Source organism: Colwellia psychrerythraea (genome assembly GCF_000764185.1).
GTDB lineage: Bacteria > Pseudomonadota > Gammaproteobacteria > Enterobacterales > Alteromonadaceae > Colwellia > Colwellia psychrerythraea_B.
Genome location: NZ_JQEC01000021.1, coordinates 20,597 through 37,466, shown reverse-complemented (window position 1 = coordinate 37,466; position 16,870 = coordinate 20,597). Strand labels below are relative to the sequence as shown.

The following is a 16,870-nucleotide window of genomic DNA, read 5'->3' as shown; positions in this document are numbered from 1 at the left end:
ACCGCTCTTGGTTTTTATATATTTTTAAGATACCGATCTACCTGCTTTTGGTTGTTTAGCTCAACAACTTCTATACCTTGGCATTTCATTTGTGTTAACAGCTTGTTATAACGCTTTCGTTTTTGATGGTAGGTTTGTAATACCCACAATATAATAGAGTCACGACTAAAAAAAGTTTGTTTAAAGGTCTCAACATTGCCAGAAAAGAGCCTCTTCTTAGTACTAGCCCTTACAATTGAACGAGTAAAAGAGCGATATAACACCACGTTAAATGAATGATTTAGCCAAACTATTTTAGTGGCGCGTGGCCAAACGATGTCACGGACTACTGAATAGTTACCATCAAGTACCCAAGTATTAGATGCTGTGGCTTGTTTGACTAAGCCCCTAAATTCGTCATCTGCTCGCTCTTGCCAATTGGGCAACCAATGTAATTGATCTAACTCTATATATTCTAAAACCATCTTATTGGCTAACTTTTGAGAAAAAGTCGACTTACCACTACAACTTGAGCCAATGACTACCACACGTTCCATTTATTTCCCTCACACCGATAATTTAGTGATCATATACTGTTTGAATACATTTCAGTGCTGTTGCTCATTTTCCAGAGTTCAGGTTAAGTAATAGCATAGTGCCTGTTTACGTTTTGAGTAACCTGCCCCCAAGTTGATTGTTTAACTCTTTGTTGGTGGTTATCAAAAGCGGCTTGATTAACAAACTCCTCATAAACATTAAATTTATGCGGATTTTGTCTATCTACAGCGACCTTAAAAATCAAACAGCCATGTTCTGCTTTAGTTAACGTTATATGATTAGCAAGTTCATTAGTTACGCGAGCCAGATCAGAGGCAGGAACAATGATATGTCCTTGTAGAATCACTTTCGACATTTCACCCGCCCCATTAAGATTCTGTTTACTTTATTATGAAGAATAAGCAAAATTATTGCCCCTGTTTCATCGATGCTACCGCTAAACCAGAGGTAATAAATGTTAAACCCGCACCTATATTCAAACCATTGATAACTCTTGGTTTACTATGCAACCATCCGGCAAGTTTAGCTGAAAAAATACCCATTAAAGAAAAGCCTACACCCGTTAACAGTGCAAACCAAAGTCCATAACCAATCATTTGCATAGTCACTGAGCCTAATTCAGGGTTTACAAACTGTGGAATAAACGCCAGCACAAATAAGCCTGGTTTAGGGTTCAACGCTGCTGATAAAAATCCGGTAGTAAAAATTGTTTTTATTGGCTGTTTATTTGCTGGCTTTAAATTTATTAAACTTCGAGATCTTAGTACTTTTATGCCGAGCCAGATGAGGTAAACTGCGCCTATCAATTTCACCACGGTAAATGCCATGACTGAGGTTTGAATTAACACAGTTAAGCCAAACGTTGCGGTCATTACATGAAATAAAATGCCTGCGCCAGACGCAAATCCAGAGATGCAAGCGGCTAATTTACCTTGGCTCAATCCCCGGCCAATGGCCAATATATTATCTGGTCCAGGTGATATTACTAAAAGCAAACAAGCGAGTGTATAGGTGAGAAAGACTTCAATTGGGAACATTTACTCTCCGAAGTTATCAGGTTATATGAACTTAGCTCTATTTAGCAACAAAGGTTTTGTTGATAATACGCCAGTTATTGTCACGCTTATACATCACTAAATAATCAATATAGTGTGATTTCGACGTTTTAAAATCTAATTTTACCATGGCCATTTTATCATCAACAACATCGACTGATAGAATATTGGCCTGCCATGTATCCGTTGTAGCTTGTTTAAAAAATGCGGAAAACTCTTGCAGTGTCAGCGTTCTAATCGTTTCTTTGCCAGTTTCTTTATTGGTTCGAATCATTTTTACATGACCAAATTCCAGATCAAATGCTTTGGCGAGTAATGCCTGATCGCCCTTAGCTGCACCATTAAAGTAGTTATAAGCTGTGTCGACAACAGCTTGATATTCGCTACTGGTAACTGATTTAGCTTGTATGGGCATGGAGATAAAACAAATAAATAATAGAGCCGTTATTACCATTGATTTTACTTTTAACATTTATTTAGTTCCTTTAAATACAGTAGTGTAAGAGTTATTCTTCAGTCTTGAATGAAAGACTCTATTTGATAGGTAAACGATAAGAAAATAAAGAGTTGAAATTGTAATAATTTATGACTGTTTCCATATCGCTATTGGAATTAGAAAAGTCATCTATGACCGTAGTTTATTTAAATATGCCAATTAACTGTATTTAACATGAATCCTGAATAACAATAAATTAATACTAAAGTAAAAACAACAACTTACGGTTATCAATAAAAACTATACCGGATTAAATAGCAATATACGCTATCAATGTTTAAGTTTATTCGACTATCAAGGCAAAACGTTTATAAATAACAGGTTATTTATAAACAATTTTGGTAAACATCAACCTTAAAGCCAATAAAATCTGTCGCTTTAACGAACTCAAAACCAGTTCTTTTCACCACATTTACTGAACTTACATTGTCAGATTCAATCAAAGCATATACAGTTTTCAGGCACAATGATTGTGCAGTAAAAGTCAATAATCCTTGTACTGATTCAACAGCATAACCGTTACCATGATACTTGCTCGCTAGGCGGTAGTTAATATGAATAAGCTCTTCACTATCAACTTGATGATTATTCAAACCGCACAAACCTACAAAGGCATTATCTTGTTTGCGATAAATACCCCAATGGCAAAATTCATTGCCTGAGTATCGCTGCTGACAATTACTTATATAGGCTAAAACTTGTTGCTCTGTATGCACTCCGACGGTGGAATGTTTCATTACCTCAGGGTCTGATAATACAGTGCTAAGATTTATAACATCATCATCGGTTATTTTACCTATAATGAGTCGCTCTGTTTCAAAAACCATCAATTTAATTTCCTTAAAAGTAACGAACTAAGCTAGTGCATTGATTAGCCATTAGCCATTAGCTTTTATCTTGAAGACTTTTCTAATCAAGGTTGAAACTATAAATGAAACAACAAAGCCAACAACAAAATAGAGAACAACGGCGAAAGTAGTAAATTGAGAATCATAGACTTGACCATTTTCAAGTAGACATTTTGCAGTAGCATAGTCAAACGAGCCGCTGTTATCCAAACAGTCATCAACAATTAAAAAAGTATGCAACGACCAAATAGCAAATAGACTGGTAAAAACACCAATAAGTGTCGGGTAAAGTGTTCTGTTCATTTAATTAAAGACCTGAGCATGTAATTACGAGAGATTAGTTGCCCTAGAATAACAGATAAAACAATACGGAACTGCCCTAGCGCGGTAAGTTCCGTTAATAAGTAATTATTTACCACAACAAATTAACGATACTTGCCGACATGGTATGTTATTCAATAACTTGCAACGCCTTAATTATTAGTGTCAGCAAATAACCAAACTAATGATGATACCAATAATTGAGCACCGTGATTTAAGTTATGTGCTTGCTGCCCAAATTCAAATTGGTAATCGTACTCTTTAAAGCTAAGTGCTGACTCCATCAACTTATTACCTAAGGCCCAATTCCCGTACTTAGTATCTAAGTCATTTTCACCACTTTGAAAAAATATTCGTATGTCTTTTGTATATTCATTTCTAATGAGGTTTGGGTATAACCCGCCTCCCCTAATATCAACAAAACTACCACAATGACTTAATACATTACCAAATAAATCGGAGCGATTCCAAGCAACAGTCCATGCACAAATACCACCTGAGCTAAAACCAGCGATGGCGCGATTTTTAGGGTCTTGAGATATATTCAGCCCTGATAATGCTTCAGGTAATAATTCATTAATCAGGAATCGGCCATATTGATCGCTAATTGTATCGTATTCAAAACTACGCTGGCTGTCAGGATGATGCTCAGCTTTAGTCTGTTTTTCAAACTCACCGGGATTGATAAACACACATACCGTAGCGGGAATTTTGTTATCTGAAATAAGCTCATCGATAACTTGAGGTACTTTCATTGGCTTCGTCTCATCAATATAATAAAAGCCATCTTGAAAGACTATTAAATTTGCCGGACTGTTTTGCTCAAATTTATCGGGAATATAAAGCCAATAATCTCTAACGGTGCCTTTATAAATTTCGCTATAAAATGTCTTTTTCAGTAATTGATATGCCATATTTGTTGTTTGCTCTTTTATTTTATACGTTTTCAATTGCGTTTATTATAAACATCTTCCCGTTGATAAAAAATGTACCCAATCAGATCTATTTCTTTTTTTACTTTCATTTATCGCCAGCTGATAATCATAAGGCACTTTGATATTATTAACTGACCATTGCGAGCCACTGCTCTCAACGATTGAATACGAGGCATGATGAGTGAAGTTCTGCATTGAATGTGGCAATGGCTCATCATCTGTATAAGCTTGCAGACCAACACTACCTGGATTAACAACAAGTTGGCCGGTACTTAAACTTACTGATCTTGGTGTATGGGTATGACCACAACAGATTAATGAAGATTGCTGTCCGTTCAGTAAATTAACTATCTCTTCATCGCTGCGTAACATAGCATAACCTTGTTGTACGTCTTCAAGTAAATAGATTAAATCATCATTCGGCGTACCATGGCAAAGGTATACTTCACCCGTTAACTGTTTATCAAAGGGCAATGCCTTCATCCAATCTAATGCCTGTGTATCAAGGTCTGCTAGAATAAATTGCATGGTAGGGTTAGCTTCTATTTCTTCTTGATCAGCTTGAAATATTTGACGGTCTTGATTGCCACATATGGTTACAAATTCATGGGCCATTAACAGCTCATAGGTAGCTTTAGGGGCGATAGGACCATAAAGGATATCACCCAAATTAACCATTAAATCGACACCGTGTTTTTTTACATCTTTAATAATGGCATCAAGTGCATACACATTACTGTGGATATCTGATAATAAAGCAATTTTCATTGAAGTTCCTTTTGATGATTTATTTGTAATTCTAGTTTTTTATAGCATTACAATACGCTATATTTATGTAATTCTACCCATTATTTTGACAAATAAAAAAGGCTCTAAAAGAGCCTTTTACGGGATGTTAGTATTAATTATTTATTGAGCAGTGGCGCTCAAAGTTAGACCTGAAAAAGGCGAGCCTTCATAGGCATTAATAGTAATATAGTAGCTCCCTGCTTCAGTGTTATTGATAACACAAGTTTCGTCATTGCCAGAGCTTCGTGATGAACAATCGGCCCCCCACCATGAAGAAGCTTCACTGTTGAAATTAATAAACAAGTCAGCGTCACCAGCACCACCCGAAGTATTAACTGTCAGAGTTTGACCTGCAGATACTTCAATAATACGGACAATTTTATCTGCTGAAGCTAAGTCAGTTTCATTTATGTCCTGTGCTGGATTACACGAATCATCAACTTCACAAGGTTGCTGACAATCCGGGTGTGATGGCTCGGCACTACAATCAACTGGAGGCTCTACTTCACCAGTAAATGTTGCTGTTAGCGACAAATCAGTAAAGTCATTATAAGCTCTTACCATTACTGAGTAAGTACCTTCCTGCGGGTTATTAATAGTACAAGATTCATTTGAACCTCCATTATAACCACGGCATTCGAAATCACTTGTCGTTGGTATTGAGCCAAATTGTACATATAAATCAGCATCGCCATTATCACCATCCGTAGTTACTGTTAATGAGCCACTATCCGCTGGCACATCTATGGTAAATACCTGTTCTTCTTTATCACTGCCAGATAACACAACAGCTACACCGCTGCTTAATTGTGAATTATCACAATAGCTATGACTAGGATCTGTTTCACAGTTTTCAATACATTGTGTCTGACTAGGGTCTTCATCACATGTTGGTGGTTCAATAATTACGCCATCACCGTTAATATCGCTTACATATAATAAGCGATTGGGTGCGCCGTGACTGTCAAAGCTTTTTATCGCATCTTTTGTCGATTGCTCAATTAAGTAATCACGTACTTGTACTGGGGTAAAATCAGGGTTTGCTTGTAATACTAATGCTGCTGCACCTGCTACATGAGGAGAAGCCATCGAGGTACCCGTCATACCACGAACGCCATCACTGAACCAATCCATTGAAACGATATTAACACCAGGTGCATGAATATCCACACAAGGACCATCGTTAGTAAACATATATTCTAAATCGTCTTCACGAGTGGCTGCGACAGAAATAACATTTGGCATACGTGCAATCGCTTGATCACAGGTATCATAAGAATCATTACCTGTTGATGTGACCATTACAACACCGGCATCGATTCCTGCTTGAATAGCTGTTTCAAAGAAATCAAGCGGAGCATCCGCACTTTCTGCGCCATAACCCAAGCTCATATTTACCACGGCACGTTTACCTTTGGCTTGAGAATCCGCTACGGCAAACTCAATAGCGCCAACAAATGATTCGTGACTACCCGCGCCACAACTATCATTAAAAGGTCGTATCGCAACTAAAGTAGCACCCGTTGCCACACCATAGTTTTCAACACCAACGGTACCAATTACATGAGAGCCATGGCCATGACAATCAAAGGCTTCTGCATCTGGGTTATAAGTGTTTTTAGTGTAAGCTACTCTGTCTTTTAGCATTGGGTGCTCTAATTCAACACCAGAATCCATTACATAAACAATAACGCCTGTTCCATCATATGGTGGATTATATTGTCCATCATAGTCATTTGTTCTTTGATCAATTCTGTCTATACCCCAGCTACCAACATCTTGATTTTCTAGCGACATCGCCATTGGTATTACCGCTCGAGAGGCAGTGTTATTTACCTCTGGGATTTTAATATTAATTTTTGAATCGGCTCTAACAACATTAACAACACTTGAATTATTTTTAAGTCGAGCAAGCTGTTCGGCATTAGCGACAACACTGATCATGCCGGAGTTAGGATAAACTTCCTTTAGGTCGACCCCTTCTACATTGACAATATTATTGGCTTGAAGAGAAATTACATCTCGTCTGGCGTTTAGCGATCGAGTCATGACACTGTTTGGTGCCAACTGCACTAAGTACCTAACCTCTTGCTCAACATTTTCGGATAATTTATTTGCTGTAGCTTGCGCGTTGCTGACTACACCTAATGCCATTGCACTTAAACATGCTAATTTTATCTGTAATTTATTCATATAAACTCTCTTACCTTTATTGTTTTTAATTAGAGTAATTAAGTATCAGTAACAAACGCCCTTATTGGCTCATCATCCTTAACGAGAAGCAACATACCAATCTATTGGCTTTATTATTTAGCCGCTGACTTTTGCCAGTAAGTTTGTTTGCTCTACTACCCAATAATTATAAAATATTTCATCGAGAGAGTTATTGCGTACTTGCCGAGATATCACCTTATTCGAGAGGTTTTAACTAACAAAGGGCATTTTATTAATGAATTATTGCGCGTTCAACGTTATAATTGCCAAATAGATTGTTTTATGGGATTGAAGTAGTGATATTAGACAAATTAGATCAAAATATTTTAGCTGAAATGCAAAAAGATGGCTCTATCAGTAACCTAGATTTAGCTGATAGAGTTGGCTTATCCCCCTCTCCTTGCTCTAGACGAGTGAAACAATTAGAAGATGAAGGCATCATCTCAGGATATGCGACTTTACTTGACCCCAAAAAGCTGGGTTTGAAACTCCATGTTATGGTTCAAATCAGCATGGACAGACATACACCTGACCGTTTTGATTGTTTTGAGAAGGAGCTTGAATCATATCCAGAAGTCATTTCCTGCATGCTTTTTACCGGTCATTCTGCTGATTACATAATTGAATTACTGGTTGAGAGTATGGAGAGTTATCAGGAGTTATTACTGAATAGGTTAACCCGTATTCCTGGCGTGGGTGATGTACAATCAAGTTTTGTTTTACGTAAAGTTATAGATAGAACATCAGTTCCACTCAATCATTTAAAAAATTTGAATAGTAAATTATAAAATTTATACCTTAATTATGTAAGCTAAACTTTGGATAAGTAATAGCAAACTCATAACGACAAAAAGCCAGTTAAAATAACGCCTTTAACTGGCTTTTTATTCTGATTACTTTGTATTTATTACTGATAACTAGCCGTTAAAGTGACTTGCTTAAAGTCTTCATAACGTTTCAAAACAATGTAATAAGTTCCCGCCTGTGTATTGCTAATTTCACAGGATTCATCATTACCAGAGTTTAATGAAAAACAATCACTCGACCACCAGCTTGATGCCTGTACGTTATAATTAACCATTAATTCAACATCACCCAAGCCACCATTCGTTGTTACAGTCAGTGTTTTACCTGCAGGCACAGTGACCGGGTAAACTAATTGGCTGTTTGAATTAAGCTGAGTTAACTTTAATAATTCAACCGCATCACAATCTTGCTGACAACCACTTTGTTCTATAACATTTGCCTCAACACTTACCTCTTCAACATCAGTGTAGGCATCAAGGGTAATGAAATATCTCCCCGCTACCGGGTTATTAATGACACATGATTCATTGCTGCTCGATGTGGTTGCTGAGCAAAGCTCTATTTGCTCATCACCCTCGCCCAACGTAATAGTCATATCAACATCACCAATTTCGCCGCTAGTTGTCACTTTCAAGGCCTGCTGTTCACTGACAACATCAATAAAATATAACGCTTGATTTTGTTTGGCTAAATTAAGCATTTCAGCTTGACCTGAGGTGAGTTCAGTTAGCCCTGGGTTAGGATTCGGCTCTGGATCAGGGTCAGTAATACAAATAGGGTTAGTTGGCTCTTTAGGACAAATACATTCGACACTTTGCGGTGAGGTATCACAGATATCGACTACGCCGCCATCATTAGTAACGCTCAGTTGAATGTCACTGTTATTATACCCGCTAGCAATCAATATATGCCATTCACCTGCTTCAGGTGCGCTAAATTCACAAACTTCATAACCACCAAAGTGAGTTTGTTTACAGTCATTGTGAAAATTAATAGGGTTAGCCGTTGGCACATCTGCATACTTAACATAAAGGTCGACCTCTGCTTGAGAGTCAACCGTGATCTTAAGTTGCTGAGCATTATTACCCACTATCGTTTTGTAATAAGCTAAACCGCCGGCTAACATTTGAACTTGTACTGTTTCGCCCGAGTTAACAACTGACTCTACTAATGGTGTGCCTAAATCATCACCAATATAGAGCAGCTTGTTGGCAGAGCCAACTTCAGTATCACCTGCTCCCGTTGTACCTGAAATAACACCTTGGGTGGCATGTGCAAGTAAATATTGTTTCACTTGGTGATGGTTAAAGTTTGGATTTTTCTCTAATACTAATGCAGCTGCGCCCGTGACATGCGGAGCTGCCATTGAGGTACCACTAATGGTCCATTGCTCAGCATTTTCATCAATTGAAGTAATTGATGAACCTGGCGCTAATATGTCAACACACGCACCATAATTAGATAAATTATTGTAAAAATCATATTTATCGGTAGCGCCAACGGTAATGGCATCACTTAATCGAGCTGGGGAATTTTTACAAGCATCATAAAAATTATTACCTGCGGCGACGACCACAGTAATACCGGCATCTATCATGGCCTGTGTGGCATTATCCCAAGACACAGAGCCATCAGGATCGCTTAAACTTATATTAACAACCGCCGGACCTTGATGATTGGCAACATCTTGCATTACCCAGTTCATGCCTTCGATAATATTGGCAACGGTTTTATCTTCCCCACACTCCATTACGCGAACCGCAACAACATTAACATTTTTTGCTACACCATAATTTGAGCCCCCTACCGTACCAGCAACATGACTACCATGACCATGACAATCGGCACTATCAAAGTTGTCTCTAAACGGGTTGTAGCCCATACGTAAACGGCTTTCACCATTTTTACCGTAAAACTCATTTGATGTTGTCACCGTACCCGTATCTAATACATAGGCAGTTACCCCAGTACCCTGAGCGGAACTAATAAACTGTTCATCAAGGTTTAAATAGCGCTGATCTATCCTATCTAAACCCCAACTAGCAATGTCATCATCGCCATTTTGTACTTGTGCCACCCTATTTAATTTTATTGGTTTAATGGGCATATCGGCTAAAACACTATTAAGGGTTATTGATAATACGTTTTCATCCGACCTTAATGTGGCTATGGTTGTCTCATCTGCTTGTATCAGCATTGTTCGGGCATATTTATACACCTTTTTAACGCTTATTTTCTTATTGTTAGCTAACTTCACTTTTTGCGCTTGGATAAAATCGGCGTTCGAAACATCATTTAGCGAAGCCACTGGCTTAAAGGTCACTAAATACTCATTTTTCTGGCTTATTTGTATTGAAATATCAGATAAATTGTCAGATACACTGTTTATTGGCTGAATAGCTGAGACCGCTGTTACTGTAAGTGAACTAACGCTTAACAAGCTTGCGTTAATGAGTAGATTTAACTTGTTCATTTTTTCTCCTTTGCTCTTTGGCAATTTTATTATTTTTGTGATAATTTCGGTGGCTACTTTTTTTGTTAAGTAACCACCCTTTTAAAACAACCTATTGATAACTTGCTTTTAGCTGGATACCCGTAAACGCTTCATAACTATCTAGCACTATGTAATAAGTGCCTGCTTGAGTATTAGTAATGCTGCAAGATTCAATATTTGAGCTGGAACTTGAGCCACAATCTTTATCCCAAAGTACCGGCTGGCTGCCAAATTTAACGAATAAATCTGCATCACCCGTACCGCCACTTGAGGTAACCGTTAAAGTTTTTCTTGCCGGTACAATAACTTCACGAACAAGCAAGTTATCTGAACTTAAGCCACTTTCATCAAGTAAAGTTACTTCGTCACTTGGGCCACAGTCATCTTGACAACAATTTTCAGTACAACAATCATCAACACAACCCATTTGTGGAATTAAGTTCGCAACTAAAGTTACATTTTCAAAGGCTTTATAGGCTTCAACACTAATGAAGTAACGACCTAATTGAGGATTATCGATAACACAACTCTCATTAGAGCTTCCGCTTCGACTACGGCACTGTGCATCGCCTGTCGATGCACTATCAAAGTTAACAAATAAATCTGCATCACCGTTGTTGCCACTTGTTGTAACAACTAATTGCTGCAAGGGCTCAGTAACATCAATAGTAAACTCAGTGACTATTTTACTTTCAGCACTAACGAACTGACTAACGCCTGGACTAAGTTGTGATACCTGACACTTTTCTTGTGTTGGATCTTCTGCACATGTTTGTTCACCATTTGATGAATCATAACCAAGGGTTAAACTAACCCCTGAGTAGCTACCATCAATATTTATTGAAGTACTACCAACATCATATATTTTTATCGTATGGCGGCCGGCACCTAACACTTCTATGCCTTGATTTAACGTTGATTTTCCCGAGTGAGCTAAACGCTGGTCATTGTTACTATCAGTCACGTATACTCGAAAAAATTTGCCTTCTCTAATTTCACCTAGATCAACAAAACCTTCATTTACCACGACTTTAATATCCAAAGACTGACCTACTGCTGATTCAGGTACATCAATATAAAAGTAATTAGCATAGCCATGTTTAGAATTAATATTGTTTATGGTTTGCCCGTTACTCAAGGAGATACCCGGTTTTTCATGCCCCAATACGTTAATATCTAATGTTGTGTTATCACTTAGGCCACTATGATCAACTACGGTTAAGCTAACTTGATGAGACGCCGAAACATCAGTAAAGGTATGATTAATATTCATGCCATTAATTGTATTTCCTGCGATTAGCCAAGAATACTGCGCTATATCATTGCTGTTTTGGGTAGAATTGCCATCAGTACTTCGACTTGCACTAAGCTGACAAATATTATCTTGGCAATGACTTATTATTTTTGCATTAGGCTTAACATCAACCAGATGATTATCACCTGTAGGGATGGCTTGCTGTGGGAAATACTGCTCAATTAAAGGCCAGATATCACTAATCTTAACCCCTGAATTTTCACAACCCCCTTGATTATGTAAGGCGATAACATTATTGCTAGTTCTTGATAGCACTGGTGAGCCTGATGAGCCTGGCACGGTATCGCAAAAATATCCCATGCTGGTATCTGCAGCTCGACCATAATCTTCCGGCGTCATTGTCGATTTTTGCACAGTACAAAAACCGCTGGCATCCATATCACTTAAAATTGATAATTGTTTAGGATTGCCATAACCATGTTGTGGAATGTAAATGCGCTCTCCTTGTAGCGGCTCGCGAACATCTAAACCAAAATAACCAAACGGTTCAATTTTATCAAAATATTCCTCCTTTACTTTAAACAAAGTAAAGTCATGATCATAATCAGTTACTAACAACTGACCACCAGTAACCTTAATAACTGACTCGGTTAATCTATGCTCTTGATCGACATCAACAGCGCAATCAATCGCATCAAAATTAAACCAAAACTCTGACTCATCTAAGCGCTCTTGACTAGCGATACAATGGTTATTAGTCATCAATAAATTTGTTTTTCCCACTCGCCAAGCGGTACACATACCGGTCCGCAAGCTACCATTGCTTTCTTGCCTGGTAACTATACGGGCAATAGGTCTACTACGCTCATACTCAACAATAAATTCGTCGGCACTACAGGCAACGTCTTTTCGCTCTACTGTAGCGCCGCAGCTTGATTGCAGATCAATATTGTTATTAAGTGCATCAATTGTGCTGTAATTAACAGCAAGATCCCCTAAAGATATTTGATTTTTCGCCTGAACAGTACTATTTGTTGATAATAAAGATATGAATAATATTTTTAATATCGGCTTTGTTAGCAATGCTTTTTTTACATCTAACTTGCTTACTAATGAAGTAGTCATGCAATACACCTTTTTATTTTTGTTATAAACGGGCTGTTGTTCTAAAAGAGTTACAGCCCAATGGCAACATTACAACAAAGTGATTGTTGTAATGTTAAGGGAGAATTTATCAATGTTTTTATTGATAACTTACAAGTAAACTTAAGCCCGTAAATGCTTCATAACTATCAAGCACAATGTAATATGTACCCGCTTGAGTGTTAGTTATGCTACAGGTCTCATCATTTGAACTTGAACTAGAGCCACAGTCTTTATCCCAAAGTAATGGTTGACTGGCAAATTTCACAAATAAATCTGCATCACCAGTACCACCACTTGTGGTAACCGTTAAGGTTTTTCCCGCAGGTACCGTAACTTCTCTAACAATTAAGCTATCTGAACTTAAGTTACTTTCATCCAGTAAAATGACTTCATCACCAGAGCCACAATCTTGGTCACAACAATTTTCGTTGCAACTTACCTCAGGAATAAGTTCTGCAACTAAACTGATATTTTCAATGGCTTTATAGGCTTCAACACTGATGAAGTAACGACCTAGTTGAGGATTATCAATAACACAACTTTCATTTGAGCTGCCGCTTCGGCTACGACACTCTGCATTACTAGTATCTGCCGTATCAAAGTTAACAAATAAATCAGCATCACCATTGTCGCCATTACTTGTTACGACTAAGTGTTGCATTGGCCCAGTAACATCGATATAAAACTCAGTTAAGGTTTTGCTTGGTGCACTCACTGACCGACTAATTCCTGAGGTAAGCTCTACTGCCTGACATTTTTCTTGCGTTGGATCTTCTTGACAAGAACGCTCATTACTCGCAACAAGCCTGGCACTCACTTCAACTTCATCAGCAGCACCTGTTACCATAATGTAGTAGGTACCAGCATTTGGTTGGTCAATAACACATGACTCAATTGACTCACCTTTATTAGAGATACAATCAAAACGTGATAGGTTGGCTTGCGCGCCAAAGTTAATGTAGAGATCTGCATTGCCATTATCAGCAGTTAATTCAATGGTAAGTGATTCTTGACTTTCGGGCACTTGCATTGTTAAGTGTTGCTGTAAGTCTTCTTTACTGCATAAAGTGATGGTACTGCCATCTGTTAACACGGTTGCTTCAGAGCCAATACAAATGGGTTCTACATTAGCTTTACCACCAGCGACCTCAACCGATAATGTCCAGTTAATTGCACCAACTATTTTATCAAGATCTAACCAAAATCCACCCGAGTTATCATAGGCCTGAACTGACCAACGGCCTTCAGCTGACTCTCCTCTAAAGTCATAAAACACTTCTCGAATATCCCGCTGCGTATCTGCATTACCATCGCTTTTAAGGATATTAACTTTAGTGCCCGTTGGTGATATTAAATAAAGATCAAGTTCGCCAACTTTTTCATGGTTGATATCCATGGTAACTTTTACATCATATGTTATGAGGCTTTCACTACTATCACTTGGCACTAAAGTAACATTGCTTAATACACCATCAGGTAACCAAGGTGTTAATTGAAATGTTTCTGCAGCTAAGTTCACGGTTTCGAGTGAACCAGGTAGAACATCAACGGCTATTTCTTGCTTAAAGCCACCAGCGCTTAAAGTAATAATATGTTCACCAACGGAAACCGACTCGGTAGCTGTTGCATTTAAGATAACCGTTTGACCAGCTTCACCTGTAGCGGCAGATAACGATGCTGTTATGCCTGTAGGTGTTAGCACAGCAAGTGATGCGGTATTTTCTAAACCATTTTTAGCGACTAGATTAAAAATAATAGCATTGCTTTGGCCTTTGATTATTTGCCTTGCTTGATCACTCTCAAATACTAAACGAGGGCTTGAGTCTGCTGCAACTAACAATTTATGCAAATTAACCCGTTTACCACTAACTGTTTTGCTGTCTAATGACGATAATTTATCACCTGTTGCCATCAACATCTTTTTAAGTTCAACCGCAGTCAAATTAGGATTAACCGATAGGGCTAAAGCCGCTGCACCACTGACATGAGGAGCTGCAAAAGAAGTTCCTTGTAATAAGAAATAATAAGGTTGTTCTGGATTTTGTAATAAAGATTCCGTGGTAGTAACTGAATGCCCTGGAGCACCTATATGTACGGTGTTTAATCCATAGTTACTATGACTATAAGCAAATCTGCCATTTTGACGAGTACTTGCCACAGTGATCACATTTCTGTTTGGTAGATTGCCTGGCATCTGGGTAATAATATCATTGTCAGAAGACTCGTTACTCGCCGCGACAACAAAGAGAATATCTTCATCAGCAACCCTATCAACCATCATCTGCCAGATAGCAATATCTTCGGCTTCAGTAATCGAATCTTTTGCTTGAGAATAGGAATTATTGATTACCCGAATATTTAAACCTTTTTCTTGTTTAAGGCTTAGAATGTAATCTAGACATTGATAAATTGTCGAAGTGCTGCCGCCACGACCATCACTAAAGGCTTTACAGGAAATTAAGTTAACATGATGATTTACTCCCGTAATACCAAGGCCATTATTACCACTCGCACCAATAATACCGGCTACATTGCTGCCGTGATCGTTACCGTCCATAGGGTCACTATCACTGTTCCAAGTATCAATACCATGCACATCATCGATATACCCATTTCCGTCATTATCAATGCCATCATTTGGGATTTCACCTTCATTTATCCAGATATTATCGCTTAAATCTGGGTGGGTATAATCAATACCGGTATCAATAACAGCAACATAAATAGCTTTAGAGCCAGTCGATATATCCCAAGCTTCTGGTGCATCTAAGTCATGATCATTGACTTGATGTAGACTCGGCTGTTGTGCAAACAAAGGATCATTAGGAAGACCTTGCGATTGTACAGTCTTGTCTTCTACCACCATTTTTACTGCTGGGTTTTGCTTCAATTTCAGTTTAAAAGCTTCAATAGTAATGCCATTAGGTACCACTATTTTTGCCATTTGACCGCTTGATAACGTTTTAAAACGTCTATCGACGTTGTCACTCGTCATAAAGGGATTAAATACTGTTGTGTTTTTCCCCATCAATTGGGCAGATCTTTTTAATTCAATAAGTTTTGCATCGCTATTAAATACACTAAGTCGGTCTACAGGGCTGGAATTCTTTTTGAAAATAACCAGTACTGCAGACTTTTTTGGTAGCTCACTAGCTTGGCTACAAAAACCAAGTAAGGGCAAAAATGTACCGAGAAAAGTGACCATCAACGTTTGTTTTTTAATCATACCGTGCTCCTTTTTTTATTCTTTTTAATTATTGGATATTCTATTTAACTATAAAGGGTTTACGGAAAATATGTGTTGCGCATTTTCTAAATCTACAAGGCTAATTAGCATAACTTGCTTGATAAATTCAAAATATTGATGATATATTGCGCCCAGAGTCAGTTAACCAGTTTAATTAATCTAGAGGTGTAAGGAATAATCATGATTTTAGATAAAATGGATCGTCGAATTTTGGATGAAATGCAAAAAAATGGCAGTATTAGCAACATAGAACTTGCTGACAAAGTGGGCTTATCACCTTCCCCTTGCTCTCGCCGCGTTAAACAATTAGAAGACGAAGGGATCATAGACAGGTACGCGACCATGCTTAATCCAAATAAGCTTGGTTTAACACTTACTGCCATAATTCATATCGGTATGGATCGCCATACTCCCGATCGTTTTGAGAATTTCGAGAAAGAGATTGCGACTTACCCAGAGGTGACTTCATGCATACTCTTTACCGGTAAGTCAGCGGACTACCTCGTCGAGTTAGTTGTACAAGATATGGAGAGTTATCAAGAACTTTTATTAAATAAACTTACTCATATTGCCGGGGTAACAGATATACAATCAAGCTTTGTGCTACGTAAAGTTATTAATAAAACCGCTCTACCGCTTAAACATTTAGAGTGATTTTTTATTAAAAGTTAATGATAAGAACTAAATTTTAACAATTTAAATCGATAATTTAACAAGCTTGCTAAA

Annotated in this window: 14 protein-coding genes; 2 read left to right on the top strand and 12 right to left on the bottom strand. The window is 37.9% G+C overall.

Annotation, left to right across the window (positions count from 1 at the left end; genetic code table 11):
- Window positions 1-14: 14 nt before the first annotated feature.
- The 9 genes from GAB14E_RS13335 to GAB14E_RS13375 form a co-directional block, all read right to left on the bottom strand.
- Window positions 15-536 (bottom strand): P-loop NTPase family protein, encoded by a 522-nt coding sequence (locus GAB14E_RS13335; protein ID WP_033082022.1) that lies wholly within the window; start codon window positions 534-536, stop codon window positions 15-17.
- Between the two features lie 83 nt (window positions 537-619).
- Entirely contained in the window at window positions 620-892 is a 273-nt protein-coding gene (locus tag GAB14E_RS13340) for a putative quinol monooxygenase (RefSeq protein WP_033082021.1), read from the bottom strand.
- 52 nt (window positions 893-944) lie between these two features.
- The gene (locus GAB14E_RS13345) at window positions 945-1,574 is read right to left on the bottom strand and encodes a LysE family translocator (RefSeq protein ID WP_033082020.1); all 630 of its coding nucleotides are present in this window, start codon (window positions 1,572-1,574) and stop codon (window positions 945-947) included.
- Between the two features lie 37 nt (window positions 1,575-1,611).
- Window positions 1,612-2,064, bottom strand: a complete 453-nt coding sequence (locus GAB14E_RS13350; RefSeq protein ID WP_033082019.1) for a nuclear transport factor 2 family protein — start codon at window positions 2,062-2,064, stop codon at window positions 1,612-1,614.
- 350 nt (window positions 2,065-2,414) lie between these two features.
- Window positions 2,415-2,915 (bottom strand): GNAT family N-acetyltransferase, encoded by a 501-nt coding sequence (locus GAB14E_RS13355; protein ID WP_231562020.1) that lies wholly within the window; start codon window positions 2,913-2,915, stop codon window positions 2,415-2,417.
- Between the two features lie 51 nt (window positions 2,916-2,966).
- Window positions 2,967-3,239: a hypothetical protein gene (locus tag GAB14E_RS13360; RefSeq protein ID WP_033082017.1), complete on the bottom strand. Its 273-nt coding sequence runs from the start codon at window positions 3,237-3,239 to the stop codon at window positions 2,967-2,969.
- Window positions 3,240-3,409: 170 nt separating this feature from the next.
- Window positions 3,410-4,207: an alpha/beta hydrolase gene (locus GAB14E_RS13365; protein WP_156115707.1), complete on the bottom strand. Its 798-nt coding sequence runs from the start codon at window positions 4,205-4,207 to the stop codon at window positions 3,410-3,412.
- A gap of 9 nt (window positions 4,208-4,216) precedes the next feature.
- Window positions 4,217-4,960 (bottom strand): metallophosphoesterase family protein, encoded by a 744-nt coding sequence (locus tag GAB14E_RS13370; RefSeq protein WP_033082016.1) that lies wholly within the window; start codon window positions 4,958-4,960, stop codon window positions 4,217-4,219.
- 141 nt (window positions 4,961-5,101) lie between these two features.
- On the bottom strand, window positions 5,102-7,174 hold the full coding sequence (locus tag GAB14E_RS13375) for a S8 family peptidase (protein WP_033082015.1): 2,073 nt from the start codon (window positions 7,172-7,174) through the stop codon (window positions 5,102-5,104).
- Window positions 7,175-7,491: 317 nt separating this feature from the next.
- Between GAB14E_RS13375 and GAB14E_RS13380 the strand changes: the two genes are divergently transcribed.
- Window positions 7,492-7,983: an Lrp/AsnC family transcriptional regulator gene (locus GAB14E_RS13380; RefSeq protein WP_033082014.1), complete on the top strand. Its 492-nt coding sequence runs from the start codon at window positions 7,492-7,494 to the stop codon at window positions 7,981-7,983.
- Between the two features lie 119 nt (window positions 7,984-8,102).
- Here GAB14E_RS13380 and GAB14E_RS13385 read toward each other — a convergent pair whose 3' ends face one another.
- From GAB14E_RS13385 to GAB14E_RS24070, 3 genes are all read right to left on the bottom strand, one after another.
- Window positions 8,103-10,475, bottom strand: coding sequence for a S8 family peptidase (locus GAB14E_RS13385; protein WP_033082013.1), 2,373 nt, complete (start codon window positions 10,473-10,475; stop codon window positions 8,103-8,105).
- 91 nt (window positions 10,476-10,566) lie between these two features.
- Complete coding sequence (locus GAB14E_RS24075; RefSeq protein ID WP_052093630.1) at window positions 10,567-12,876, bottom strand: pre-peptidase C-terminal domain-containing protein; 2,310 nt, start codon at window positions 12,874-12,876, stop codon at window positions 10,567-10,569.
- 118 nt (window positions 12,877-12,994) lie between these two features.
- Window positions 12,995-16,123 carry a S8 family serine peptidase gene (locus tag GAB14E_RS24070; RefSeq protein WP_052093629.1) on the bottom strand — a complete coding sequence of 1,043 codons (3,129 nt, stop codon included), beginning with the start codon at window positions 16,121-16,123 and terminating at the stop codon, window positions 12,995-12,997.
- A 201-nt stretch (window positions 16,124-16,324) separates the two neighbouring features.
- Between GAB14E_RS24070 and GAB14E_RS13390 the strand changes: the two genes are divergently transcribed.
- The gene (locus GAB14E_RS13390) at window positions 16,325-16,798 is read left to right on the top strand and encodes an Lrp/AsnC family transcriptional regulator (RefSeq protein ID WP_156115706.1); all 474 of its coding nucleotides are present in this window, start codon (window positions 16,325-16,327) and stop codon (window positions 16,796-16,798) included.
- The last annotated feature ends 72 nt before the right edge of the window (window positions 16,799-16,870 follow it).

Excerpts from the sequence above, each read along its gene's own strand:
- GAB14E_RS13335 (WP_033082022.1), bottom strand. The coding sequence starts at position 536 with ATGGAACGTGTGGTAGTCATTGGCTCAAGTTGTAGTGGTAAGTCGACT.
- GAB14E_RS13340 (WP_033082021.1), bottom strand. The coding sequence starts at position 892 with ATGTCGAAAGTGATTCTACAAGGACATATCATTGTTCCTGCCTCTGAT.
- GAB14E_RS13345 (WP_033082020.1), bottom strand. The coding sequence starts at position 1,574 with ATGTTCCCAATTGAAGTCTTTCTCACCTATACACTCGCTTGTTTGCTT.
- GAB14E_RS13350 (WP_033082019.1), bottom strand. The coding sequence starts at position 2,064 with ATGTTAAAAGTAAAATCAATGGTAATAACGGCTCTATTATTTATTTGT.
- GAB14E_RS13355 (WP_231562020.1), bottom strand. The coding sequence starts at position 2,915 with ATGGTTTTTGAAACAGAGCGACTCATTATAGGTAAAATAACCGATGAT.
- GAB14E_RS13360 (WP_033082017.1), bottom strand. The coding sequence starts at position 3,239 with ATGAACAGAACACTTTACCCGACACTTATTGGTGTTTTTACCAGTCTA.
- GAB14E_RS13370 (WP_033082016.1), bottom strand. The coding sequence starts at position 4,960 with ATGAAAATTGCTTTATTATCAGATATCCACAGTAATGTGTATGCACTT.
- GAB14E_RS13375 (WP_033082015.1), bottom strand. The coding sequence starts at position 7,174 with ATGAATAAATTACAGATAAAATTAGCATGTTTAAGTGCAATGGCATTA.
- GAB14E_RS13385 (WP_033082013.1), bottom strand. The coding sequence starts at position 10,475 with ATGAACAAGTTAAATCTACTCATTAACGCAAGCTTGTTAAGCGTTAGT.
- GAB14E_RS24075 (WP_052093630.1), bottom strand. The coding sequence starts at position 12,876 with ATGACTACTTCATTAGTAAGCAAGTTAGATGTAAAAAAAGCATTGCTA.
- GAB14E_RS24070 (WP_052093629.1), bottom strand. The coding sequence starts at position 16,123 with ATGATTAAAAAACAAACGTTGATGGTCACTTTTCTCGGTACATTTTTG.
- GAB14E_RS13390 (WP_156115706.1), top strand. The coding sequence starts at position 16,325 with ATGATTTTAGATAAAATGGATCGTCGAATTTTGGATGAAATGCAAAAA.